Annotated in this window: 24 protein-coding genes; 22 read left to right on the forward strand and 2 right to left on the reverse strand. The window is 40.8% G+C overall.

Annotated elements, in window-relative coordinates; genetic code table 11:
- Positions 1-54 precede the first annotated feature (54 nt).
- From tsaE to hfq, 4 genes are all read left to right on the forward strand, one after another.
- On the forward strand, positions 55-537 hold the full coding sequence (gene tsaE / locus ACX1N5_RS11405) for a tRNA (adenosine(37)-N6)-threonylcarbamoyltransferase complex ATPase subunit type 1 TsaE (protein WP_131380551.1): 483 nt from the start codon (positions 55-57) through the stop codon (positions 535-537).
- The gene (gene mutL, locus ACX1N5_RS11410; protein WP_458802386.1) at positions 524-2443 is read left to right on the forward strand and encodes a DNA mismatch repair endonuclease MutL; all 1920 of its coding nucleotides are present in this window, start codon (positions 524-526) and stop codon (positions 2441-2443) included. Before tsaE ends, mutL begins: the two co-directional genes overlap by 14 nt.
- A 6-nt stretch (positions 2444-2449) precedes the next feature.
- Positions 2450-3394 carry a tRNA (adenosine(37)-N6)-dimethylallyltransferase MiaA gene (gene miaA, locus ACX1N5_RS11415; RefSeq protein ID WP_131380547.1) on the forward strand — a complete coding sequence of 315 codons (945 nt, stop codon included), beginning with the start codon at positions 2450-2452 and terminating at the stop codon, positions 3392-3394.
- A gap of 92 nt (positions 3395-3486) precedes the next feature.
- On the forward strand, positions 3487-4005 hold the full coding sequence (hfq, locus tag ACX1N5_RS11420) for an RNA chaperone Hfq (RefSeq protein WP_458802384.1): 519 nt from the start codon (positions 3487-3489) through the stop codon (positions 4003-4005).
- A gap of 91 nt (positions 4006-4096) precedes the next feature.
- Here hfq and ACX1N5_RS11425 read toward each other — a convergent pair whose 3' ends face one another.
- Both ACX1N5_RS11425 and ACX1N5_RS11430 read right to left on the reverse strand, forming a co-directional pair.
- Complete coding sequence (locus ACX1N5_RS11425; RefSeq protein WP_458802382.1) at positions 4097-5419, reverse strand: peptidylprolyl isomerase; 1323 nt, start codon at positions 5417-5419, stop codon at positions 4097-4099.
- The gene (locus ACX1N5_RS11430; RefSeq protein WP_458802380.1) at positions 5416-7836 is read right to left on the reverse strand and encodes an LPS-assembly protein LptD; all 2421 of its coding nucleotides are present in this window, start codon (positions 7834-7836) and stop codon (positions 5416-5418) included. Before ACX1N5_RS11430 ends, ACX1N5_RS11425 begins: the two co-directional genes overlap by 4 nt.
- A gap of 120 nt (positions 7837-7956) precedes the next feature.
- On the opposite strand from ACX1N5_RS11430, the gene ACX1N5_RS11435 reads away from it, so the two are divergent.
- From ACX1N5_RS11435 to tadA, 18 genes are all read left to right on the forward strand, one after another.
- On the forward strand, positions 7957-8973 hold the full coding sequence (locus ACX1N5_RS11435; protein ID WP_458802378.1) for an aminoglycoside phosphotransferase family protein: 1017 nt from the start codon (positions 7957-7959) through the stop codon (positions 8971-8973).
- The gene (murU, locus tag ACX1N5_RS11440) at positions 8970-9659 is read left to right on the forward strand and encodes an N-acetylmuramate alpha-1-phosphate uridylyltransferase MurU (protein ID WP_458802376.1); all 690 of its coding nucleotides are present in this window, start codon (positions 8970-8972) and stop codon (positions 9657-9659) included. Before ACX1N5_RS11435 ends, murU begins: the two co-directional genes overlap by 4 nt.
- A gap of 83 nt (positions 9660-9742) precedes the next feature.
- A complete protein-coding gene (gene rsmG / locus ACX1N5_RS11445) occupies positions 9743-10375 on the forward strand; it encodes a 16S rRNA (guanine(527)-N(7))-methyltransferase RsmG (protein WP_004752622.1) in 633 nt (210 codons plus the stop codon).
- 20 nt (positions 10376-10395) lie between these two features.
- A complete protein-coding gene (locus ACX1N5_RS11450; protein ID WP_004752619.1) occupies positions 10396-11181 on the forward strand; it encodes a ParA family protein in 786 nt (261 codons plus the stop codon).
- Positions 11178-12068 carry a ParB/RepB/Spo0J family partition protein gene (locus ACX1N5_RS11455; RefSeq protein WP_116726149.1) on the forward strand — a complete coding sequence of 297 codons (891 nt, stop codon included), beginning with the start codon at positions 11178-11180 and terminating at the stop codon, positions 12066-12068. The genes ACX1N5_RS11450 and ACX1N5_RS11455 overlap by 4 nt, the downstream gene beginning before the upstream one ends.
- Positions 12069-12084: 16 nt before the next feature.
- Positions 12085-12729, forward strand: coding sequence for a MotA/TolQ/ExbB proton channel family protein (locus ACX1N5_RS11460; RefSeq protein ID WP_131381601.1), 645 nt, complete (start codon positions 12085-12087; stop codon positions 12727-12729).
- Positions 12726-13154, forward strand: coding sequence for an ExbD/TolR family protein (locus ACX1N5_RS11465; RefSeq protein ID WP_004752614.1), 429 nt, complete (start codon positions 12726-12728; stop codon positions 13152-13154). Before ACX1N5_RS11460 ends, ACX1N5_RS11465 begins: the two co-directional genes overlap by 4 nt.
- Positions 13151-14875 carry a lipid A export permease/ATP-binding protein MsbA gene (gene msbA, locus ACX1N5_RS11470; RefSeq protein ID WP_458802372.1) on the forward strand — a complete coding sequence of 575 codons (1725 nt, stop codon included), beginning with the start codon at positions 13151-13153 and terminating at the stop codon, positions 14873-14875. The genes ACX1N5_RS11465 and msbA overlap by 4 nt, the downstream gene beginning before the upstream one ends.
- Positions 14876-14878: 3 nt before the next feature.
- A complete protein-coding gene (gene lpxK, locus ACX1N5_RS11475) occupies positions 14879-15898 on the forward strand; it encodes a tetraacyldisaccharide 4'-kinase (protein ID WP_458802370.1) in 1020 nt (339 codons plus the stop codon).
- Between the two features lie 2 nt (positions 15899-15900).
- Positions 15901-16662 (forward strand): 3-deoxy-manno-octulosonate cytidylyltransferase, encoded by a 762-nt coding sequence (gene kdsB, locus ACX1N5_RS11480; protein WP_458802368.1) that lies wholly within the window; start codon positions 15901-15903, stop codon positions 16660-16662.
- A complete protein-coding gene (locus tag ACX1N5_RS11485; protein WP_458802366.1) occupies positions 16659-17672 on the forward strand; it encodes a DNA polymerase III subunit delta' in 1014 nt (337 codons plus the stop codon). The genes kdsB and ACX1N5_RS11485 overlap by 4 nt, the downstream gene beginning before the upstream one ends.
- Positions 17673-17685: 13 nt before the next feature.
- The gene (locus tag ACX1N5_RS11490; RefSeq protein ID WP_004901282.1) at positions 17686-18030 is read left to right on the forward strand and encodes a PilZ domain-containing protein; all 345 of its coding nucleotides are present in this window, start codon (positions 17686-17688) and stop codon (positions 18028-18030) included.
- 13 nt (positions 18031-18043) lie between these two features.
- Positions 18044-18817: a TatD family hydrolase gene (locus ACX1N5_RS11495; protein ID WP_131381596.1), complete on the forward strand. Its 774-nt coding sequence runs from the start codon at positions 18044-18046 to the stop codon at positions 18815-18817.
- Between the two features lie 24 nt (positions 18818-18841).
- Positions 18842-19459, forward strand: coding sequence for a TetR/AcrR family transcriptional regulator (locus ACX1N5_RS11500; RefSeq protein ID WP_131381595.1), 618 nt, complete (start codon positions 18842-18844; stop codon positions 19457-19459).
- A 104-nt stretch (positions 19460-19563) separates the two neighbouring features.
- A complete protein-coding gene (locus tag ACX1N5_RS11505; RefSeq protein WP_458802364.1) occupies positions 19564-20163 on the forward strand; it encodes a 6-pyruvoyl trahydropterin synthase family protein in 600 nt (199 codons plus the stop codon).
- A 25-nt stretch (positions 20164-20188) separates the two neighbouring features.
- A complete protein-coding gene (gene ung, locus ACX1N5_RS11510; protein WP_004752598.1) occupies positions 20189-20902 on the forward strand; it encodes a uracil-DNA glycosylase in 714 nt (237 codons plus the stop codon).
- Complete coding sequence (locus ACX1N5_RS11515) at positions 20899-22020, forward strand: enoyl-CoA hydratase/isomerase family protein (RefSeq protein WP_004752596.1); 1122 nt, start codon at positions 20899-20901, stop codon at positions 22018-22020. Before ung ends, ACX1N5_RS11515 begins: the two co-directional genes overlap by 4 nt.
- On the forward strand, positions 22010-22513 hold the full coding sequence (gene tadA / locus ACX1N5_RS11520) for a tRNA adenosine(34) deaminase TadA (RefSeq protein ID WP_131381594.1): 504 nt from the start codon (positions 22010-22012) through the stop codon (positions 22511-22513). The genes ACX1N5_RS11515 and tadA overlap by 11 nt, the downstream gene beginning before the upstream one ends.
- The last annotated feature ends 141 nt before the right edge of the window (positions 22514-22654 follow it).

Genomic DNA, 22654 nt, shown 5'->3' on the forward strand with positions numbered 1-22654 from the left:
TTCATAGGGGGCAATGCTATCATATGCACAGCATTATTGACTATTTTCAGTGTTATGAGTAATACCTTGCAACTTTCTTTAACCTCTGAACAGGATACACAACGACTTGCACAAGCGGTCGCTGCCCATTTTTCACAAGGCGTGATTTATCTAATGGGTGATTTGGGTGCAGGCAAGACGACACTGACGCGTTATTTATTACAAAAACTTGGACATAAAGGTGCAGTAAAAAGCCCGACTTATACACTTGTCGAGCCTTATCAGATTGCTGAGCGTGCGATATTTCACTTTGACTTGTATCGTCTTAACGATCCGTATGAATTGGAGTTGATGGGGATTCGTGACTATCTGGAAACACCAAAAGCGTTATTTATTTTTGAGTGGCCAAGTAAAGGCGGTGATGAAATTCCAGATGCCGATCTGAGTATTGAAATTTTAAAAAATGAAGAAGATGAATTGCAGCGCAGCGTAATTTTAACTGCCCAAGACCCACAAGTGTTGTTACAGATTCAGGATGCTTTCAATGTCGTTGGATGATGCCATGCGGCGGATTCATACCCTTACCCCTGCGCTTGCTAACCAGATTGCCGCAGGAGAGGTCATTGAACGCCCTGCATCTGTGGTTAAAGAACTGCTGGAAAATGCAATTGATGCGCAGGCAACAGAATTAATCATTCGTGTGGCGCAGGGCGGCAGTACGCTGATAGAAATCATGGATAATGGTTCAGGGATTCACCCTGAAGATTTGCCACTTGCAGTGATGCGCCATGCCACCAGTAAAATTCAGACGGCTGATGATTTGCACGCGATTGTGAGTTTGGGGTTTCGTGGTGAAGCATTGGCATCGATTGCTGCGGTGTCGCGTTTAAGTTTGACCAGTAGCCAAGATCAGTCAGGCATTGGTTATCAGGTTGAGGTGAATGGCACCGCGTTTGATGCCCAGGAAATAAAACCTGTTGCCAGTAACCAAGGCACACAGATTCGTGTGCAGGATTTATTTTTTAATGTTCCTGCACGCCGTAAATTTCTAAAAAAGCCGAGTACCGAATTTGGGCATATTGAAGAAGTTGTACGCCGTTTAGCACTCACGCATTTTGATATTCGTTTTGTACTGGAACACAATGACCAGATTCGTTTGAACTTACCGATTGCTGATAGCGGTGAGCTGCGTTTCCAACGTGTGCAACAACTTTTAGGTCGCTCTTTTACTGAAAATGCCTACTGGATTGACGCTGAAAGTATTTCGATGCGCTTGAGCGGCTGGTTAGGGCATCCATCAGATGCGCGATCGCAGGCAGACTTGCAGTATGTTTATGTGAATGGTCGGATTGTTAAAGATAAAACCATTTCCCATGCATTGCGTATGGCATACGATGGGATTTTGCATGGGCATCAACATGCAGCATATTTACTATTTTTAGAAGTTGAACCTGAAAATGTTGATGTGAATGTACATCCAACCAAACACGAAATTCGTTTTTTAAATCAACGTGAAGTGCATGAATTTGTACGACATTATGCTAAAGATACTTTGGCACAGTTTCAAACGGCAAGTGCAGATTTAGCACAAGCGATGAGCTCGACTACAGAATTGGCTCAGCCGAAAATTCAGGAACAGTTTGTCCTGCATCAATATGCTGAGTATGCTGCTAAACAGCCACAAATTGAAATACCTCAGCCATCGACTGAGTTGATGACCGAGTTTGATCAAGCGAAAGTTGAACCTGTGCAGTATCAACGCTCAACCATGTTGAATTATCAGCCAAGTTTACAGGTCAATAATGCGTTAAAGACCTATTTAACGCCACTGCGCCAAGCTGAAGAAGTTGCGGCTTCATCATCAGGCCTTCAGGATGAATATCCTTTAGGTATTGCGATTGCTCAGCTACATGGTATTTACATTTTGGCGCAAAATACCCAAGGCTTGATTATTGTCGATATGCATGCCGCACATGAACGAATTTTGTTGCAACAGATGAAACAAGCGTGGGATAAACCTGAGTTTTGGACATCACAGCAGCTTTTAATTCCTAAAATCATTTCCATTAGCCGTATGCAAGCCATGCGAATTGATGAGCTTAAGCCACAGTTGCAGCGTTTGGGTTTGGAATTAGATCAGTATGGAGATGAGCAGGCGATTGTGCGTGGTGTACCTGCCATTTTGCAGAAAGCTGATTTTATACAATTAATTCCAGAACTGCTCAATGATTTAGATCCCAATGATGAAGTGCAGGGTTTGCTGCAAAAGCGAGATCAATTATTGGCAGGTATGGCATGTCATGGTGCCGTACGCGCCCATCGGCAACTCAGCCTGTCAGAAATGAATGCGCTGCTGCGCCAGATGGAACAAACCGAATTTGCCAGCCAGTGTAATCATGGTCGCCCGACATGGCGTGCATTTCCACTGGCACAACTAGATAAATTATTTGCTCGAGGAGAATAGAGTTACATGCCAAATACATTGCCCGTCATCAATTTAATGGGCCCAACTGCAAGTGGTAAAACCGCTTTGGCATGTGAGCTCTATGAGCAAGGGAATTTTGAGCTTATTTCTGTCGATTCTGCTTTGGTTTATCAGGATATGGATATTGGCACAGCCAAGCCAAGCAAAGCAGAGCAGGAAAAATACCCGCACCATCTAATTGATATTATTACTCCACTACAAGTGTATTCGGCAGCAGAGTTTGTAGAGGATGCTACTCGCCTGATTGATCAAATTCATGCTAAAGGTAAGATTCCGATTTTGGTTGGTGGTACGATGTTGTACTTCAAGGCTTTGCTTGAAGGTTTATCTGACCAACTTCCAAGTGCAGATCAGCAGATTCGAGACCAAATCATGGCTCAAGCAGAACAATTAGGCTGGGAAGACGTCTATGAAGAATTATGCCGAGTTGACCCCGTAGCAGGAATGAAGTTTAAGGTAAGTGATAAACAGCGCATTATTCGTGCTCTAGAAGTTTTTCGCTTAACAGGTATTCCAATTACTCAGTTGCAAGCACAGCAGCCTAAAAATGTAGCATACCGTTACATATTTCATAATTATGCTTTGCTACCAGATCGGTTAGAATTACATCAGAGAATTGAGCAAAGACTCAATGATATGTGGGAAATTGGATTTTTAAATGAGGTTGAATCATTGATTGGTAAATACGATTTAAACCCAGATATTCCCTCGATGCGTTGTGTTGGATACAGACAAGCACTCAATTTCTTGATAAATAGTGACAAAAGTCACAATAATCAGCATATAATGCGTGAGCAGGCTTTATTTGCTACAAGACAATTGGCTAAGCGTCAATATACTTGGTTACGTTCATTAAGAGAAAATCACAAATTCACCACTTTTTTAACGTTAAAGCAGGCTCAAGAAGACTTGCGTATCTGTTACAGATAAAGCAAAATTTGCGAACTATCTTTTTTATAAATTTAAAAAATTAAAGATAGTTTTTGCGCTGATTACATTTTTATTTTTTTTGGAGTAACGACATGTCTAAAGGTCAAACTTTACAAGATCCCTTTTTGAATTCGCTTCGCAAAGAGCGTATTCCAGTTTCTATCTTTTTAGTAAACGGAATTAAATTACAAGGTCATATCGAATCTTTTGACCAATATGTGGTTTTATTAAAAAACACAGTAAGCCAAATGGTTTATAAACACGCAATTTCAACAGTAGTTCCAGCACGTAACCCTCGTCCAGCAGGCGCGCCTGTAAGCGGTGGTCAAGGTGGCTTTGGCGGTGGTCAACAAGGTAGTGGCTTCGGCGGTCAAGGCGGTTTCGGTGGCGGTCAAGGCGGCGGCTTTGGTGGTCAAGGCGGTTTCGGCGGTCAAGGCGGTTTCGGCGGTCAAGCTGGTGGCTTTGGTGCTCAAGGCGGTTTTGGTGGTCAAGGCGGTTTTGGTAGCCAAGGTGGCTTCGGTGGTCAAGGTGGCTTCGGCGGTCAGGCTTCTGGTTTTGACAACGATACCAAATTTGATGACACACCAGACGAAGATGCAAATAATCGTTAATTTATAACGGTTCATAAAAAAACCAGCTTTAGGCTGGTTTTTTTATTTTCTGCATGTAATAAAAAACCGACATAATGTCGGTTTTTTAAGGTTAATTATTTAATTTTTTATTCAAACTCGGGTCTTTAATGTCAACATAGGCATTTGCACGAATTTCACGCAACCAACCATCTAATTCTGTATTAAATTGTTGTTCGCCTAGATATTGGCGTGCTAAACGCTCTTGATATTCTTTAGTCATATCTTGTTGGCGAGTATCTAGTACTTGCAAAATATGCCAACCATACTGAGTTTGGAATGGTTCACTCAATTGACCTATAGGAGTGGATTTCATTTTTTCTTCAAAATCTGGCACCATCATGCCCAAATTAACCCAGCCTAAATCACCACCGTTAGCAGCAGAACCAGGGTCATTTGAATACACAGAAGCAAGTGTTTTGAAATCTTCACCTGCTTTTAAGCGCTTATAAATGCTATCAATTTTTTGTTTTGCTTGATCAAGACTGATCACTTCAGAAGTTTGAATCAAAATATGACGTACATGATATTGTGTTACGATGGCTTTTTGATCACTTGCTTTACGATCTAATAATTTTAAGATGTGAACACCATCTTGAGCAGGAATAAGTTCACTGGTTTGCCCAATTTGTAGATTGGTGACACGTGCAGCAAGCTCAGCTGGAATATCTGACAAGTTGCGATAACCCATATCAGCACCCACAACCTTAATTTCAGCTGTAGAGTCTTTTTTACTAATTGCCTGAAGATCATTGTTTTGGCTGAGGTCTTGTTTAACCTGATCAGCAGCAGCACGCAAATTCAATATATCATTTTGATTATTTGTTGCTGAAACGCGAACATGTAAAATATGCGCTTGACTACCAATTGCAGCCTGACCTTGAGGTGTTTTTAAGAAATTATTGACATCCTGATCACTGATTTTAATGCGTGACATCACTTGTTGCTGACGTAACTGGTTAATTGCAAGCTCTTGACCTATACGGGCACGTACCATTTCATAAGTACCTGGTGCTTGGGCATCAAGTTGTTTTTGAAAAGCATCTAGGCTATGAATACCGTTTTGTTCAGCATATTTAAGAACAGCTGCGTTGAGTGTAGTTTCATTTGGTTTGACACCATAACGCTTTACTAGCTCTAATTGTGCTTGACGTAGAATGATTTGCTCTAAAGCTTGTTGCTGTAAAACTTGTTGGGGTGGGAGTGCTTGTTTTTGTGTCTGTAATTGACGAGCAAGTTCGGCTGTCATTTGATCTAAGTCACTACGTAAAATCGCACTATTATCAACAATAGCTACAACTTCGTCGCTTGTCGCTGCAAACGCTGGAACTGAGCTAGAGATCAGAAGAGCGAGCGCTGTTGCTTTAAAAAGACGGGTCAGTTGTTGTTTCTTCATTGAGATTGTGTCCAAGATTGATTAGATTTGTTAAAGCCGACAACACGTTGCTCAAGTAAAGATGCCAGTTTGTTGTTGAAGGCTCCGAGTCCTTTTAATGTAAATTCTGCCATAATTGCATTTTTACGTTTTACACCAGGTTGGGTGACATCATCAAGATCGTTGTAATATGAACGACCATAGACTGAAACTGCCCAACAGCACGATTCGTAATTGACACCTAATAAAAATTCACGAGCTAGACTGTGATCAATGTCATACTGAACGTGCCCTATGATACGCCAGTTATCTTTGACTGGTTGTATGAGAGATGCAACAACTTGATTATATGTAAGTTGAGCATTATTGACTTCTTTACGTTTATAATAGCCTAAGTTGTAAATCGTGCCTTGTGCAGATGTATAGTAAGTTTGGAATTTCGCTTGGGCAATTGAACTATCATCCCAAGCCACAGTAGAAGCAATTGTAAAATGATTTGTAATTTGACTGGATAATGAGAGAACAGGGTCTGATTGTCTGCTAGTCTGAACAGTATCTCCATCCTTTAAAGTAACTTTACGGTCTGAAAAATAAAAACTTTTACCTACAGCAGCTTTTAAGCGTTCTAAGCCTTGTTGATCAAATAAACTATAGCTTAGGCCTAAAGACATAAAATTATTGTCGTCTAGGCGATCATTACCATAAAAACGGTATGGACTAAACAGTTGGTCATAGCTTACCGATGCTGTCGTTGTATCGAAGTTAGGATAACCAGTTTGATTTTTATATGGTGCATAAGCATAGAACAAACGTGGTGTTAAAGTTTGTAGAAATTTACCTTCTTTCTCAAAATTTAAACCTGTATCCAAAGTAAATTGTGGAACAACCACAGTTTTAGTTTCAGAACTGCTTCCATTCGGATTATAAAAATAATTCAGACTGCGTACTGATGCTTCAGGAATCACAAATGCCCAAGGTGTACGATAATTGTAGCGAACAGCGCCTGAGTTATATAGACGTGTCCCACTTTCTGCTAATCCATTACCACCACTAAGGTCTTTTTGAAAATAAGCACTGTCATTATGGTACTCAAATTGCCAGCCTTGAGGGTTTTGTGTGGTGTAGTTCAATAAGAACTGTGGCAGACGGGCATATGGTCTATTTGCATCAGACAGGGTTTTATCGAGAGTCTGGTAAGTTTCGACTTTAAGGCTTGCATCTAAACCAGGAACTGCATTGGCAAAGTTAAGCTGAGCTACGCGTCGTTGGTTCAAGTCAGTAGAAATGTTCGGATCATTTTTTATATCATAGATATAGTCAATGTCTGATAAATAGTTGTACTCGAAGTTAGTCGAGAAATATTGGTTAATGGTCCAGTCATGAGTGATTCGTAGAGACTTACGGTCTTTATCACCATAGTCTGGGTCGTTTGGCAGATAGCCACCAGTAATTGAGCCTTCACCAAAATTCGCTGTTTTATAGTTGAATTCGCCTTCAAGCATCGCGCCATGTGTTCCCAAATAGCGTGGTGTTAGCGTCATGTCATAGTTAGGTGCAAGATTCAAATAAACAGGTAAAGAAATCAGGAAGCCTTCACCACTTGACCAGCCAAAGCTTGGTGTTAATAACCCTGTTGTTCTTCTGTCATCGATTGGGAAGTTGTAATAAGGTAAATACATCACAGGAACATTTTTAACATACAATGTGGTGTCGTGCGTTGAACCACGTCCTGTTTCCTGATTCAGTTCAATTTTCTTGGCTTTAATATGCCAGTCAGGTGTTTTGCCTGGCGCGCATGCTGTATAGCTGGCGTTTTCTAAAATGAGTGTAGAGGCTGATTTACGTTCGATATTTTGTGCATGACCGTGTGCATGTGTTTGTTCGGCAATAAAATAGCTGTCATTTAAATTGCCTGTTTGTTCTTTTAAGTTGTAATCGACTTTACTGCTTTGTGAGATCAAACCACTTTGTGCAAGCTGAACATTACCTTGTGCATGTGCAATAGTTTGGTCTTTATCAATGGTGATGTGTTCAGCACGTACTTGGCGACCTTCTTGGTCTAGAATGACATTTCCTTTGAGTTCAGAGTCGCCATTCGGATTATAAAAGCCATAATCAGCAGTTACATAGGTCGTGGTATTGTTTGGATCTGGTGCTTTGGTGGTCGATTGAACAGGAGTTACCCAAATACCTTGACAGTAAGGGGAAAATTTCGGATCAGGGACACGCTGTTGAGCTTCAGGGCTGTCTTTGCTGACATAATATTGTTCAAAAAAGTTTTGTCCTGGGTAGCTTTCATTTAACTGTTGCTTGAGCTGTTGATTGTCCACTGAAGATACGGCATCCGAAGATGCAGCATAGCTTGATTGTATTGAGCTGCCACACAAAAGTGTCAAAATTGCAGTCGCTAGGGGATTAAATCTAAACTGTTGCTTCATGTGTCTCTTTAACCAAGTATGCTTTTTTGCAATTAATTATTGTCGCATCATAGAGAAAAAGTCTATAAGTGGCTACACTTAGGACTTCAAAAATTCAGCCTGTATTAGATTATTTTGCAAATGAATACTCAACGTGAACAATTGATACAAACATGGTTAATCACTGTCCTTCGTTCGGATCGATTTGAAATCAGTTATTTAACAGGTGATGCAAGCTTCCGTCGTTATGCACGCGTTACCTTAGATCATAAATCATTTATGTTGATGGATGCACCACCTGAAAAAGAAGATTGTGTTCCTTTTGTACGTATTGATGAATTTTTAGATCAGCATCAGGTTCGTGTTCCACATATTGTTGCAAAAGATTTAGATGCTGGCTTTTTATTGCTTGAAGATTTTGGTGACGTATTGCTGTCGAATTTGTTGAATGCAGACACGGTAGATCAATATTATCTGCAAAGTTTTAAACAACTGATTCAGTTGCAAGTGATTGATGGTACGCAAGACTTGCCAGTGTATTCTCATCATAAGTTGATGACAGAAATGCGCTTGTTAACCGACTGGATGTTTCCTGCACTAGAGATTCAACTAAGTGAAGCAGAGCAGACTTTAGTTGAAAATACGTTTGATCTTCTGGCGAATTCGGCTTTGGCTCAGCCACAAGTGATTGTGCATCGTGACTTTCATAGCCGTAATTTGATGCAGTTAGATGGTGAAACTGATTTGGGTGTGATTGATTTTCAGGATGCCGTAATTGGTGCGGATACTTATGACCTGATTTCGATTACTCGAGATGCTTATGTGCAATGGCAGCCTGAGCGTGTATATCAATGGTTTGAGCAATTTTATGCTTTGTTGCCTGAAGCTGCGAAGCAGAACCGTAGTTTTGAACAATTTAAACGCGATGCAGATTTTATGGCGTTACAACGTCACATTAAAATTTTAGGGATCTTTGTGCGCTTGTTTGAACGTGATGGCAAGTCTGGCTATTTAAAAGATTTGCCGCGTGTGATGTGGTATGTACTGACTGAAGGTCAGGCTTACCCTGAGTTGGCAGACTTTATTTCGTTTATGCAACAACGCATTATGCCGCGCTTTACTAGAAAATATGGTCAATATCAGGAAGTTGCTGCATGAAAGCCATGATTTTAGCAGCGGGTCTGGGCAATCGTATGCGTCCATTGACCTTGCATACTCCGAAACCTTTGCTTGAAGTTGCCGATAAACCTTTGATTGTCTGGCATATTGAAAAATTACAAAAAATTGGTGTAACCGACATCGTGATCAATACTGCGTGGCTTGCCGAGAAGCTTATTGCAGCTTTAGGTACAGGCGATCAGTTTGGTGTCAAGATTCACTGGTCAAATGAAGGTGAGGGCTTGGAAACGGCGGGTGGAATTATTCACGCTTTACCGCTACTGGGGGATCAGCCATTTATTTTAGTGAATGGCGATGTCTGGACAAACTATGATTTTGCGCCCTTATTGCACGTTGAATTAGGTCAAAATCTGGCGCATTTGATGCTGGTAGATAATCCTGTACAACATCCGCAAGGAGATTTTGTTCTGTATGCACAAAAAGCGTATACTTTTGAGCAAAATCAGCAGGGTGAAGCTCTGACTTATAGTGGTATTGCTGTGATTTCACCTGAAATGTTTGCAGGTCTGGCAGAAGGGAAGCGCCCTTTAGCCCCTTTATTAAAAGAGGCGATGTTACAAGGGCGAATTTCGGCACAAAAACTGCCAGCGGCATGGGTTGATGTCGGTACACCTGAGCGTTTATCTGATCTAGATCGACAAATCCGTCAGAGGCAATATGCTTAAATGGGTATTCACTAAGCATTCTGCTCTATGCTTGAGCAGATAAATCAGTATACTTCACCTAATTTTAACGGACGAGTTTGGCTATGCATCTTTTTTTTCAGGAATTAAAACAAGGCAGTAAGGCATTAGGGCTTGACCTAAATGAAAATGCTTTGAATCTATTATTGAAATATCAAGATGCGCTAGTGCTTTGGAATAAGGCTTATAACCTGACTGCAATTCGTGATCCGAAAGAAATGCTGGTGAAACATTTGTTAGATAGCTTGAGCATTTTACCTTCTTTGCCAGCAGGGCGTTTGCTGGACATAGGCACAGGTGGTGGTATGCCAGGGATGATTATTGCGTTATGTCAGCCTGAACGTGAGTGTGTTTTGCTCGATTCAAATGGCAAAAAAATCCGCTTCTTAAAACAGTTTATTGCAGATTTGAAATTGCCTAATGTCATCGCAGTGCAAACTCGTGTGGAAGATGAAGACAGTATTCGTGAGCTTGGACAGTTTGATGTCATTACCAGTCGAGCTTTTGCATCACTGACCGATTTTATTGCCGCATCTAAGCCATATATGCATACAGGTAGTTATATTTGTGCGATGAAAGGTTTAATTCCAAATGAGGAAATAGCTGAGTTTTCCAAGGAATTTAACCATCAAGTGATTGAATTAAAAGTGCCGCGTTTAGATGAGCAACGTCATTTAATCATTTTGCAGAAAAATTAAGGATTGGGGTTTTATTGAACATGGCTCAAATTATTGCAATTGCAAACCAAAAAGGTGGGGTCGGTAAAACAACAACCGCAGTAAATTTGGCAGCTTCTCTCGCTGTATTGAAAAAGCGTGTTTTGCTGGTGGATATGGATCCACAAGGAAATGCCACCATGGGTTCGGGTGTGCAAAAAAATGATTTGTTGTATACCGTGACTGATGTTTTGCTGGGCGAAGTACCTATTGAGACAGCAATTAGTAAAACAGAAGTGGGTTATAAATTGCTGGGTGCAAACCGTGATCTTTCAGGGGTTGAACTTGCGATTGCAGAACAGAAGAAACGTGAGTTTATTTTGCGTGATGCGCTGCAACAAGTTGAACAGTCTTTTGACTTTATTATTGTTGACTGTGCACCGAGTTTAAGCCTGATTACTGTTAACGCTTTGGCGGCTGTACAGGGTGTGTTGATTCCAATGCAGTGTGAATATTATGCTTTGGAAGGCTTGGCTGATTTGACTCAGACTATTGATCGTATTCAGCAGGTATTAAACCCACAACTACAGGTTATTGGTGTATTGCGTACCATGTATGATCCGCGTAATGCGTTAACTCGGGATGTTTCTGCTGAGCTTGAACAGTATTTTGGTTCAAAACTCTATGAAACCGTTATTCCGCGTAACATACGCTTAGCTGAAGCACCAGCACATGGACTTCCCGTAATATTCTTTGAAAAAAGCTCCAAGGGCGCAGTTGCTTATTTGAAAATGGCAACCGAATTAGTTAAAAAAACTAAAGTAGTAAAAAAAGGACAATCAGCATGAGCGTAAGAAAACGCGGATTAGCAAAAGGGCGCGGTTTAGATGCTTTGCTCGGTTCGATTCAAAAAGAAAAACTGAAAATTGAACAACAAGCGCATGATCATGGGCAATTTAAAAATATTGATGTCAATTTATTAAAACGTGGTGAATACCAGCCACGTCGTTTTATGAATGAAGAGGCATTACAAGAGCTTGCAGCTTCAATCGAAAAACATGGCGTGATGCAGCCTATTGTGATTCGTCCAGTAGATGATGAACGCTATCCGTATGAAATTATTGCAGGTGAGCGTCGTTGGCGTGCGGCACAATTAGCAGGTTTAACTGAAATTCCTGCCATTGTCCGTGAAATGAATGATCAGGTTGCGATTGCTTTGGCGTTGATTGAAAACATTCAACGTCAGGACTTGAACCCGATTGATCAAGCAATGGCACTCCAGCGGTTTCATGAAGAATTCGGTTTAAGCCATCAGGAAATTGCCGATACTGTGGGGAAAGCACGCACGACGATCAGTAATTTATTGCGTTTACTGACATTGGCTGAACCTGTGAAAGAATTGATGCAAACGGGTATTTTAGACATGGGGCATGCCCGTGCGATTTTAACATTGAAGGCAAAAGATCAAGAACGCATTGCTGATATTGTTATTGAAAAAAGCTTATCGGTACGTCAAACCGAACAATTGGTGCGTGAATTTAATACACCAAAAAATGAAAAAGTGAAGCCGGTGCCATCTCCTGATCTTGAGCAATTGACTCAGAAATTATCTGAGCGGTTTAATGCAAATGTACAAATTGATCATAATCAGCAAGGTAAAGGTAAGCTGGTGATTCATTATCATTCACTAGATGAGCTAGATGGTATTTTGAACATCTGTCTGACAACTAACTAAGATTTTTGGGGTAGATATGTGGGAACTCTTTAAGGCGGGTGGTTGGCTTATGTTGCCACTTTTACTATGCTCTGTTTTTACAGTTGCCATTAGTATTGAGCGTTTTATTCGTTTACGCCACGCTTCTGTGATTCCAAAAGACCTAACAGTGACTGCACAAACTGAAGTTCAGCAAATTGCTCAATTGTTGCAGCAAAACTCTAAGCTGACTGAGTCTGCATTGGGACAGGTACTGTTTGCGGGTTTGAGTGCCAAGCATGAAACGGATCAGTTTGCACGTGCGCAGATGGAAGCAGCAGCTTCTCAGGAAATTCATTATTTAGAAAAAAATATTAATTTCCTTGGGACAATGAGTGCAGTTTCTCCTTTACTTGGGTTGCTTGGTACAGTGATTGGGATTATTGAATCATTCTTGGTGATCGATGTCGGCTCAAATGTCAGTCCAACCTTAATGATTCCCGGGATTTCCAAAGCCCTGATTGCGACTGCCATGGGGATGGTTGTGGCAATTCCTGCCTTGATCGCTTATCGTTATTTTCAGCGTCTGGTACAAGAATATGTTGCTGAGCTAGAACAACAAGCAACTTTGTTTCATGCAAAATTATTTTATCAACGTCAACAGCCAGCGTATGACCAAGATAGAGCAAAGGATGTTGCATGAAATTCAGAAGAGCTTCGCGCGTTGAAGAAATCCACATCAACTTAACACCGATGATTGACTGTTTGTTGTTCATCTTGGTGTTTTTGTTATTGTCGACAACATTTTATCAGCAAAGCCGTATTAATTTAACTTTACCTGATGCGCAGGGGGTTCCACCCAAACAATACGATCACAAAATTGAAGTCATGGTAGACTCTGGCGGACATTATTCGGTAAATGGGCAGGCACTTGCCAGCCACGATACTGCTGATTTGTCTACTGCAGTGAAACAGGCTGCTGATGGACGACACGATTTAATGTTTGTGATCGCAGCCGATGCCAAAGCAACACATCAGGATGTTGTTCGTGTAATGGATGTTGCGGGACAACTGGGTTTCGTCAATATCAATATTAGTACCAAAGCACCTACTCGAGGTTATGAGTGAATCAAGACATTAAAGTTTATTTTCGTCTGCTGGCTTATCTAAAACCCTATGGGGGATATGCCTTACTGGTTTTAATCGGTTTTGCTTTGAGTGCAAGCACGGAAGTTTCAATTGCTAAGCTCCTTGAATTTGTAATCAATGCAATTCAGACGCAAAATACACATCAGACCTCAATTTTTCCATTTTTAGTGGTTTTGCTGATTTTTGTACGAGGTATCGGTTCTGTTCTGGGAGATTACTATTCGGCAGTGATTTCTAGACACCTGATTTTTCGTATTCGTCAGCAAGTTTTCGGCAAGTTATTGCGCTTGTCTCCAAACTACTATTTGAAGAATTCAAGTGGACATATTACGTCTAAAATTCTGTATAACATTGAGCAGGTGACTGCCGCTTCATCTGAATCTGTACAAATTTTACTTAAAGAAGGTCTGACAACAATAGGACTTCTGGGTTATCTGTTTTATCAAAACTGGAGGCTTTCTCTGGTTATTTTGGTGTTTGCACCAATTATTGGTTTTGTGGTGCGTAAGGCAGCAAAACGTATGCGCAAACTTTCGACTCAAGTGCAAAATACCATGGGGGATGTCAACCATGTGGTGCAAGAGTCGATTTTGGGACAGACTGTAGTAAAAGGGTTTTGTGCGCAAGAATTAGAAGAACAGCGTTTATATGATCGCTCAAGTGATAACTTGAAACGTGGTTTAAAACTTCATATTGTCAATGTGTTAAATACACCGATTGTGCAATTGATCATGTCGATTGCGATGGCAATTATTATGTGGATTGCACTGCGTCCCGAAATTTTGGGTGATACATCATCTGCGCAGTTTGTAGCATTTATTACCGCGGCAGGTATGCTCAGTAAACCAATTAAAAACTTAACCACAGTCAATGAAAAATTGCAGCGTGGTTTAGCCGCAGCATATTCGGTATTTGATTTGCTGGATATGCAAGAAGAGGAAAATACAGGAACCCAGAAACCGCAGCTTAAAGGCAATCTCCGCTTTGAGCAGGTTAATTTGGTTTATCCTGATGGTTCGCATGCAATCCATGATTTTAACCTACAAATTAAGGCAGGCCAGACGGTTGCATTGGTGGGGCGTTCGGGTGCAGGTAAAACCTCACTGGTGAATCTATTAGTCCGTTTTCAGCAGATCCAATCGGGTAACATCCTGTTGGATGATTTGAAAATTGAAGATATTGAATTAGATTGTTTGCGTAGCCAGATTGCGATGGTGAATCAGCAAGTGGTACTGTTTGATCGTAGTGTTCGTGACAATATTGCCTATGGTCAGTTGCAAAATGCCAGTGATGAGCAAGTAATTGCAGCTGCTAAAGCAGCTTATGCACATGATTTTATCATGCAATTACCACAAGGCTATGATACGGTCTTGGGCGCACAAGGTTTAACTTTGTCAGGTGGTCAGCGTCAGCGTATTGCGATTGCCCGCGCCATTTTGAAAAATGCACCTATTCTAGTTCTTGATGAAGCGACCAGTGCGCTGGATAACGAGTCAGAATATTTTATTCAAAAAGCTTTTGAACAAGCCATGCAGCAACGTACCACAATTGTGATTGCCCATCGGTTATCGACGATTGAAAATGCAGATATTATTGTGGTGATGGATCAAGGTCGTATTCTGGAACAAGGTACACATACAGAACTTCTTGCGAAGCATGGTGCATATTTTCAGTTGCATCAGCGTAACTTCGAGGATTAATTGATGGGTTTAGCACAGCGCATTCAGGAAGCTTGGAATAAGCAATCTCAATGGTTGGTGCTATTACGTCCATTATCCTGTTTATATGGCTTTGGTTTTCAGTTGAATAAACAATTGTATCACTCTGGCTTAAAAAAAGTTTATCAAGCTCCTGTACCTGTTATGGTGATTGGAAATATTACAGTGGGTGGAAGTGGAAAAACGCCGCTACTCATTCAACTGGTTAAATATTTACAGCAGCACCATGTACGAGTTGGGGTAATCAGTCGAGGTTATGGTGGTGCTGGGCCTTTCCCGGCATTGGTTCTGCCAGATTCTCCAGCCGATGTTGTGGGGGATGAGCCATGCCTGATCGTACAAAACACACATGTGCCAATGGCGGTGGGCTCAAATCGCCAGCAAGCAATAGAATTACTGTTAAAACATCATCAACTTGATTTAATTATTAGTGATGATGGTCTACAACACTGGGCTTTGGCACGTCAGTTAGAATGGATTGTTTTAGACAATAATCGCGGATTGGGTAATCAAAAACTGTTACCAGAAGGTTTTTTACGTGAGCCAGTATCGCGTTTACAACAGGGTACAGTGATTGAACATTCAGCTCAGCCAACTTCTAAAATGCATATGCATTTACAAGTTGGACGGCCTTATTTACTGAATACAAATTCAGATGATTTAACTGCACTTGATTTAAAGCAAAAATTTCATGTCGTTGTTGGTATCGGTTATCCAAAGCGTTTTTATGACAGTTTAGACAGTATTGGGGTGATTAATATTCAAGCACATGAATTTGCTGATCATTATGTGTATGAACTCAGTGATTTACAGTTTGAAGATGCTGCACCCATCATCACGACTGAAAAAGATGCAGTGAAAATAAAGAAATTGTTACAGCAACACGCGGCACAGTTACAGCGAGAAATTTGGGTATTACCTGTAGAGGCAGTGCTGTCTACTGCATGTTATACCACGCTAGAACATCAATTACAGCAACTTAATATTCATATTGCAAGAGTTTGATTATGAAGCATATTGTTATTCCTGCTCGTTACGCCAGTTCGCGTTTGCCAGGTAAGCCACTATTAGAAATTCATGGTCGCCCAATGATTTTACGTGTCGTAGATCAGGCAAAAAAAGTACAAGGTTTTGATGACCTGTGTGTCGCGACCGATGATGAACGGATTGTAGAAGTTTGTCGTGCTGAAGGTGTTGATGTTGTCATTACATCTGCAGATCACCCATCAGGCACTGATCGCTTAAGTGAAGTCGCAAAAATTAAAGGTTGGGATGCTCAAGACATTATTGTCAATGTGCAGGGTGATGAACCTTTGCTTCCTGCACAACTGGTACAGCAGGTTGCACAATTATTGGTTGATCAGCCACAGTGCTCAATGTCGACGCTGTGTGAGCCAATTCATACATTAGATGAATTTCGCCGTGACAGTATTGTTAAGGTGGTTATGTCTAAATATCACGAAGCGCTGTATTTTAGTCGTGCAACGATTCCTTATGATCGTGATGCCGTTAAACATCAGTCAGAGCATTTACATAATGTGGCTTACCGCCATTTGGGCTTATATGCCTATCGCGTTGCATTATTACAAGAATATGTTACATGGGAAATGGGTCAGCTTGAGCGTTTAGAAAGCCTTGAGCAATTGCGTGTATTGGAAAATGGCCGACGTATTGCGATTGCAGTTGCACAAGCTAACCTACCACCAGGTGTAGATACTCAGGAAGACTTAGACCGTTTAAATGCTTTGGATGTTTCTGTATTTCAATGATTCAGGATATTGATACCCGACCAGAGTCTGCCAATAGCATGATTTATCCGTGGCAGCAACCAGTCTGGAAAATGCTGACCCAACGCTTTCCAGATATTGGGCATGGTTTATTGTTCTATGGTAAGCAGGGCTGTGGTAAGGATGCTTTTGTAGAGCATTTTGTGGCTTGGTTATTGTGTTTAAATAAACAGACCCACGGGGCTTGTGGGCAGTGTGGTAGTTGTCAGTGGTTGAAGTCAGATACTCATCCAAATTATGTATCGATTAGCACAGACGAAGATAATAAAAAAGCCAATGCCCAAATCAAGATTGAAAAAATTCGAGAGCTACTCCCTTTTGTGCAACAAACGGTAGATGGTTGGCGGGTGATCGTTATTCAACCTGCAGAAGCATTGAATATTGCATCTGCGAATGCCTTGCTTAAAACACTCGAAGAGCCTGGTGAGCGAGTTGTGATCATTCTGGTAGCTGAGCATTTTTTGAAATTACCAGCAACGATCCGTAGTCGATTACAACGTTACCCGCTAGACCGTATTGAACTCGATCAAGCAACAGATTACTTGCAGCAACAATTGACAAGCTTAAATGTTCAGCAGATTCAACTGTATCTGAATTTGGCCAATGGTATGCCTTTACAGGCGATCAATCTGTTGGAACAAGCATGGATAAGTCGACGTCAGGAATTTATGCAAGACTGGTTGAATTTGGTACAACAAAAGAGTTCGCCAATCCGCTATGCAACAAAATGGGCAAAGGAACTCAATTTTGCTGAGTTACAACATTTACTTGAATATTTGTTGTCCGATCTAATTTGTGTCAAACTGAAACAATCTGTAAAAAATATAGATTTAGATTTTACGCAATTGTGTGATTTTTATTCTCTAGAAGCATTGTTTGACATTTATGCAGAGCTACAACAGAGTAAAATAATGATTCAACAGAATGTGCAAACTAATCTGGTGATAGATCAAATGTTTGTACTTTTGATGAATGCTAACCGCAATCAATAGAAGAGGAAGAATAATGCTACAACCTCGTATGGGCGGAATTATCCAAGCCAATATTACTGATCGTGCTACGTTACAAGCGAGCTATATGCCATTTGTAAATGGTGGTGGTTTATTTATTTCTTCGCAGCAACCTGTGCGACTTGGGCAGGAAGTTTTTGTTTTGGCAACTTTGCCAGACCAAAGTCAGAAAATTCCTCTAACAGGTAAAGTTATTTGGATTAACTACAAACAGTCAGTTGCCAAACCTCAGGGATTTGCGATTCAACTTACAAATGATAAAGGTGCTTACTACAAGGCTGAAGCAGAAAAGCTGCTTGCAGGAAGTTTGTCACTCAATCACCTTAGTTATACGATTTAAAACTGGAGTTCTAGTGTTTACCGATACTCACTGCCATCTCACTATGCTGGATTTAAGTCCATACGCAGGTGATCTGGATCAAGCTTTACAGGCAGCGCGCGATGCTGGTGTCACAAAATTCATGGGAATATCGGTAGCACTAGAAGATTATGTGGCTTTATCTGAGATTGCACACCGACATGCTGATGTTGGCTATAGTGTAGGCGTTCATCCTTGTGAAGATATTGATGTGATGCAAAGCGCCACTGTAGAGCGTCTGGTTGAATTGGCACAAGATCCTAATGTGTGGGCGCTCGGCGAAACAGGCTTGGATTATTACCATAGTACAGAGTATGTTGCAGAGCAAAAAGCCTGCTTTGCTCGACATATCGAGGCATCAAAACAGGTAAGAAAACCTGTTGTTGTGCATACACGCTCTGCGAAACAGGACACAATAGATATGATTCGTGCTGAGCAATCAACACATGGTATTTTGCACTGCTTTACTGAAGATATGGAAACAGCTAAAGCAGTGCTTGATTGTGGTTATTACATTTCGTTCTCAGGGATTGTTTCATTTAAAAATGCGCAAGAGTTGCGGGATGTTGCCAAGCATGTTCCTTTAGATCGTTTATTGATTGAAACAGATAGCCCTTATTTGGCTCCTGTCCCTTATCGTGGAAAAACCAATGAACCTAAATATGTACCGTTTGTTGCTCAAGCGCTTGCGCAGGTTTATGGTTTGACTGTAGAAGAAATTGGCCAAATTACTAGCCAGAATTTTGAAAACCTTCTTAACTTAAAATAATGTAATTATTGGAAAATGTAGTAAATGAAGACGGATCGTCAAGCACAGTTTCGAGCAAGGGAACAATTAATATTTCAAGTTGCTGAACAATTATTATTAGAAAATGGCGAAGCAGGGATGACGCTAGATGCTCTGGCTGCGGAGTTGGATCTGGCAAAAGGTACACTTTATAAGCACTTTCAAAGTAAAGATGAACTTTACATGTTGCTGATTATTCGCAATGAACAGATGTTGCTGGAAATGTTGCAAGATGCCAATAAGAATTTTGCTGAGCATCTGGCATTTTTTATGTTGCATCATTTACATTATTCCGAGCGTACTGTTTTATTTCATAGTGTGGAAGAAAAATTATCTATGACTGGGACGCGTATACAGCAATTGTTTAGCCAGTTATATCAGATTCGTCGCCAGCGTTTGCGGATTATTATTGAGATTACTGAAGATTATTTGCAATCTATTCAAAGTCAAATGAGTGTGCGTGATTATCTGGCTGGCATTTGGTCGTTGACCCATGGCGCAGCGATGTTGCTCAATTCTAGTTTTTATCAGCGCTATTTGGGTTCGCGTGACAGTTTGCGTGTTGCCTATATTGAGCAAGCATTGGCACTACCAAAAATGCATATGTCACATGCTCAAGACTGATTTGTGAGTAAAATGCAACTTGACATGAAAATTATTCCGCAAAAATCGACTTTTGTTCTATAATCGAATGTCCTACTCAAGATTCATAGTTATTCATTAGCCTCATGTTAATTCGTAAGTTATTTAAGTTTGAGAATGCTCATATTGTAAGAAACTGTACCTCAGATCGTTGCAAACGCTCAATTCATGGTCATAGTTACAAAGTCGAGCTGTTGCTTAAAGCATCGAAGCTGGATCATGGGCAAATGGTCTATGACTTTGGCTTGCTTAAAGGCGTGATCAAAGAATTATTCGATAGTTTCGATCATGCGATCTGTTTCTGGAATCAGGACAGTGCTGAATATATTCAGGCGTGTCAAACTTTTAGTGCCCGCTGGATCAGCTTGCCCGTTTCGCCTTCTGCAGAACAGTTCTCTCGGATTTTTTTCTATTTAGCTCAACAGGTTCTAAAATCAACCCAAACCCAAAATGGGGAAGGTGATGTTGAAGTGTATTCAGTGATTGTGCATGAAACTGACACAGGATATGCACAGAGTTTCTTGGAAGACATTGAAAATACACAAATGGGTGTGTTGGCTCTTGAAGAAATTGAATTTTCTGAGCAGGTTCAGGCAGAATGGTCAGATCTCGAAATGTATCGTAAATTAAAGCAGGGAGAAGCTTTTCTGAATCCTAAAGTTGAATTACAGGTGCAAATTTCTTGAAACTAAATGGGATATTGGTTTTTACATGTCATTAACGGAACAACAGCAGCAAAAGTTAGATAAAGTACAATTGGAAGCTTCGTGGAAATATGCACTGCAAGATTTTCTGCTCAGCGCAAAAATGGATGATTTACGTCAGTTTTTGATGATACAGAAGCAGGCTGATAAAACGATTTATCCACCAAACCCACTTATTTTTAATGCACTGAATACGACACCTTTAGATCAGGTTAAAGTGGTTATCTTAGGGCAAGACCCTTACCATGGCCCTAATCAGGCACATGGTCTGAGCTTTTCTGTACAAAAAGGGGTTGCATTACCGCCATCTTTACGTAATATTTTCCATGAGCTTCACGCTGACCTTGGTATAAAAATACCCCATCATGGTGATTTAAGCCAATGGGCAAAACAAGGGGTGCTATTGCTGAACAGTGTATTGACTGTAGAAGCAGGGCAACCAACATCGCATCAGCGTCAAGGATGGGAAGAATTTACTGACCATGTGATAGATGTGTTAAATGAGCAACGTGAACATGTTGTTTTCATTCTTTGGGGTGCATACGCACAGCGTAAGGGACAACGAATTAATCGAGAAAAACACTTGGTACTTACAGCCGCTCATCCATCACCACTCGCGGCAAATCGTGGTGGTTTTTTTGGCTGCAAAGTGTTTTCTAAGACCAATAATTATCTGAAACTAAATGGCATTGAGCCAATAAACTGGCAGCTGGACGCATGACACAACCTTCTAATACTCAGCAGTATCATCCAGACCTTATTGTTGAACAAGCAGAAAATGGCTGGCGTATTGTACGTTTAAACCGACCAAAATCTCTACATGCTTTGGATTTATCCATAGTTAAAGCATTAAAAGATGTCTTTGAAGATTTTCATCAGGATGATACGGTTAAAGCAATTTGGCTGGATTCCACCACACCTAAAGCATTTTGTGCGGGTGGCGATGTTCGCAAGTTACGCCAGTTAGTACTTGAAAACGATGCAGATACAGCAACAGAGTTTTTCAAACAAGAATATGCCTTGGATTTGTTATTACATAACTATGCCAAACCAATCGTAGTATGGGGTGAAGGGTATGTGATGGGCGGTGGACTTGGTCTGTTTATGGCTGCGCCATTCCGTTTGGTTACGCCATATTCCCGTTTGGCTATGCCTGAAATTAATATCGGTTTATATCCAGATGTGGGCGGTACCCGTTTCTTGGCAGACCGAGGAGCGGTTGGACTGTTTACTGGTTTAACAGGCTCAATCATGACCTCAGCTGGTGCTTACGCGATTGGCTGGGCAACTCATATTTGTGATGCACAGCGCGATGTTGTTTTGAAAAAAGTGATCGATATTGATTGGGCGCATTATCCTGCTGGGGATTTCCGCGCAATTGATGACACACTCAACAGTTTGCATCGACCAGTTGGTGCAGGGCCTTTGCAAAACTCTCTTGATGTGCTGCATAGTGTTTGCCGTGGTGTTCATTTTGAATATGATTATGAAGCAATTATTGGTTTGAGTGATGCGCGAAGTGACTGGTTGCGCCAAGCCAGTGAAAACTTACAAAAAGGTTCGCCTGTAACTGCTGCACTGACTTGGTTATTATGGCAGTGGGGGCGTAACGTACATTCATGGAACGAAGTGTTTGATCTTGAAGTACAGATTTCAAACTGGAAGATTCGCCATCCAGATTTCATTGAGGGTGTACGTGCCCGTCTGGTTGATAAAGACTTGTCTCCAGAGTGGCAAAAGTATGAAGAACTCAGCCTTAAAGGGATTTTGGGAGCATGTCCTCCAATCACAACGATTGAAAGTTGGAATGCGATTTTAAAACAATACCATGTCATTTAATGTATTGACTCAGCACCATTTTTCTTCTGATGATGAAAAATGGATGCGGTTGGCACTAGAGCAGGCAAGCTTTGCAGAAATGCAGGGTGAAATCCCTGTCGGTGCTGTGATTGTCAGTCAAAATCAAGTCATTGGCGTAGGTTATAATGCGCCAATTACTTTGCAAGACCCTACAGCACATGCCGAAATCGTTGCATTACGTGATGCTTGTGCCCGTATTCAAAATTACCGCCTTCCTGACGATGCTGTGCTTTATGTAACTTTAGAGCCCTGTACGATGTGTGTTGGTGCATTGATTCATGCCCGTATTCATAAAGTTATTTTTGCAACGTATGAACCTAAAGCAGGTTCTTTGTTGAGTGCGCGTCAACTATTAAAAAATAATGGCTACTATAACCATGTTTTTGAGTATCAAGATGGTTGTTTACAGCAAGAAGCAAGTGCACTATTAAGTACTTTTTTTAAAAAGCGTAGAGCTGAAAAAAAACAATAAAATGTATTATTTAGATTTAAAATATTTTTTATGTTCTAATTTTGATCATGTAATTTATTGTTTTACTGATAATTTATATAAAATGACCTATATTTGTGCGTTCATAAATTATATTGAGATGTGAATATCAATAATATTGGG

It is taken from the genome of Acinetobacter sp. ANC 4636, from assembly GCF_054454555.1.

Coding starts and splice junctions, on each gene's coding strand:
- tsaE (WP_131380551.1), top strand. CDS start 55: ATGAGTAATACCTTGCAACTTTCTTTAACCTCTGAACAGGATACACAA.
- ACX1N5_RS11450 (WP_004752619.1), top strand. CDS start 10,396: ATGGCTCAAATTATTGCAATTGCAAACCAAAAAGGTGGGGTCGGTAAA.
- ACX1N5_RS11460 (WP_131381601.1), top strand. CDS start 12,085: ATGTGGGAACTCTTTAAGGCGGGTGGTTGGCTTATGTTGCCACTTTTA.
- ACX1N5_RS11430 (WP_458802380.1), bottom strand. CDS start 7,836: ATGAAGCAACAGTTTAGATTTAATCCCCTAGCGACTGCAATTTTGACA.
- miaA (WP_131380547.1), top strand. CDS start 2,450: ATGCCAAATACATTGCCCGTCATCAATTTAATGGGCCCAACTGCAAGT.
- ACX1N5_RS11455 (WP_116726149.1), top strand. CDS start 11,178: ATGAGCGTAAGAAAACGCGGATTAGCAAAAGGGCGCGGTTTAGATGCT.
- ung (WP_004752598.1), top strand. CDS start 20,189: ATGTCATTAACGGAACAACAGCAGCAAAAGTTAGATAAAGTACAATTG.
- lpxK (WP_458802370.1), top strand. CDS start 14,879: ATGGGTTTAGCACAGCGCATTCAGGAAGCTTGGAATAAGCAATCTCAA.
- ACX1N5_RS11485 (WP_458802366.1), top strand. CDS start 16,659: ATGATTCAGGATATTGATACCCGACCAGAGTCTGCCAATAGCATGATT.
- kdsB (WP_458802368.1), top strand. CDS start 15,901: ATGAAGCATATTGTTATTCCTGCTCGTTACGCCAGTTCGCGTTTGCCA.
- hfq (WP_458802384.1), top strand. CDS start 3,487: ATGTCTAAAGGTCAAACTTTACAAGATCCCTTTTTGAATTCGCTTCGC.
- rsmG (WP_004752622.1), top strand. CDS start 9,743: ATGCATCTTTTTTTTCAGGAATTAAAACAAGGCAGTAAGGCATTAGGG.
- mutL (WP_458802386.1), top strand. CDS start 524: ATGTCGTTGGATGATGCCATGCGGCGGATTCATACCCTTACCCCTGCG.
- ACX1N5_RS11490 (WP_004901282.1), top strand. CDS start 17,686: ATGCTACAACCTCGTATGGGCGGAATTATCCAAGCCAATATTACTGAT.
- ACX1N5_RS11500 (WP_131381595.1), top strand. CDS start 18,842: ATGAAGACGGATCGTCAAGCACAGTTTCGAGCAAGGGAACAATTAATA.
- ACX1N5_RS11505 (WP_458802364.1), top strand. CDS start 19,564: ATGTTAATTCGTAAGTTATTTAAGTTTGAGAATGCTCATATTGTAAGA.
- ACX1N5_RS11515 (WP_004752596.1), top strand. CDS start 20,899: ATGACACAACCTTCTAATACTCAGCAGTATCATCCAGACCTTATTGTT.
- tadA (WP_131381594.1), top strand. CDS start 22,010: ATGTCATTTAATGTATTGACTCAGCACCATTTTTCTTCTGATGATGAA.
- ACX1N5_RS11435 (WP_458802378.1), top strand. CDS start 7,957: ATGAATACTCAACGTGAACAATTGATACAAACATGGTTAATCACTGTC.
- ACX1N5_RS11465 (WP_004752614.1), top strand. CDS start 12,726: ATGAAATTCAGAAGAGCTTCGCGCGTTGAAGAAATCCACATCAACTTA.
- murU (WP_458802376.1), top strand. CDS start 8,970: ATGAAAGCCATGATTTTAGCAGCGGGTCTGGGCAATCGTATGCGTCCA.
- ACX1N5_RS11425 (WP_458802382.1), bottom strand. CDS start 5,419: ATGAAGAAACAACAACTGACCCGTCTTTTTAAAGCAACAGCGCTCGCT.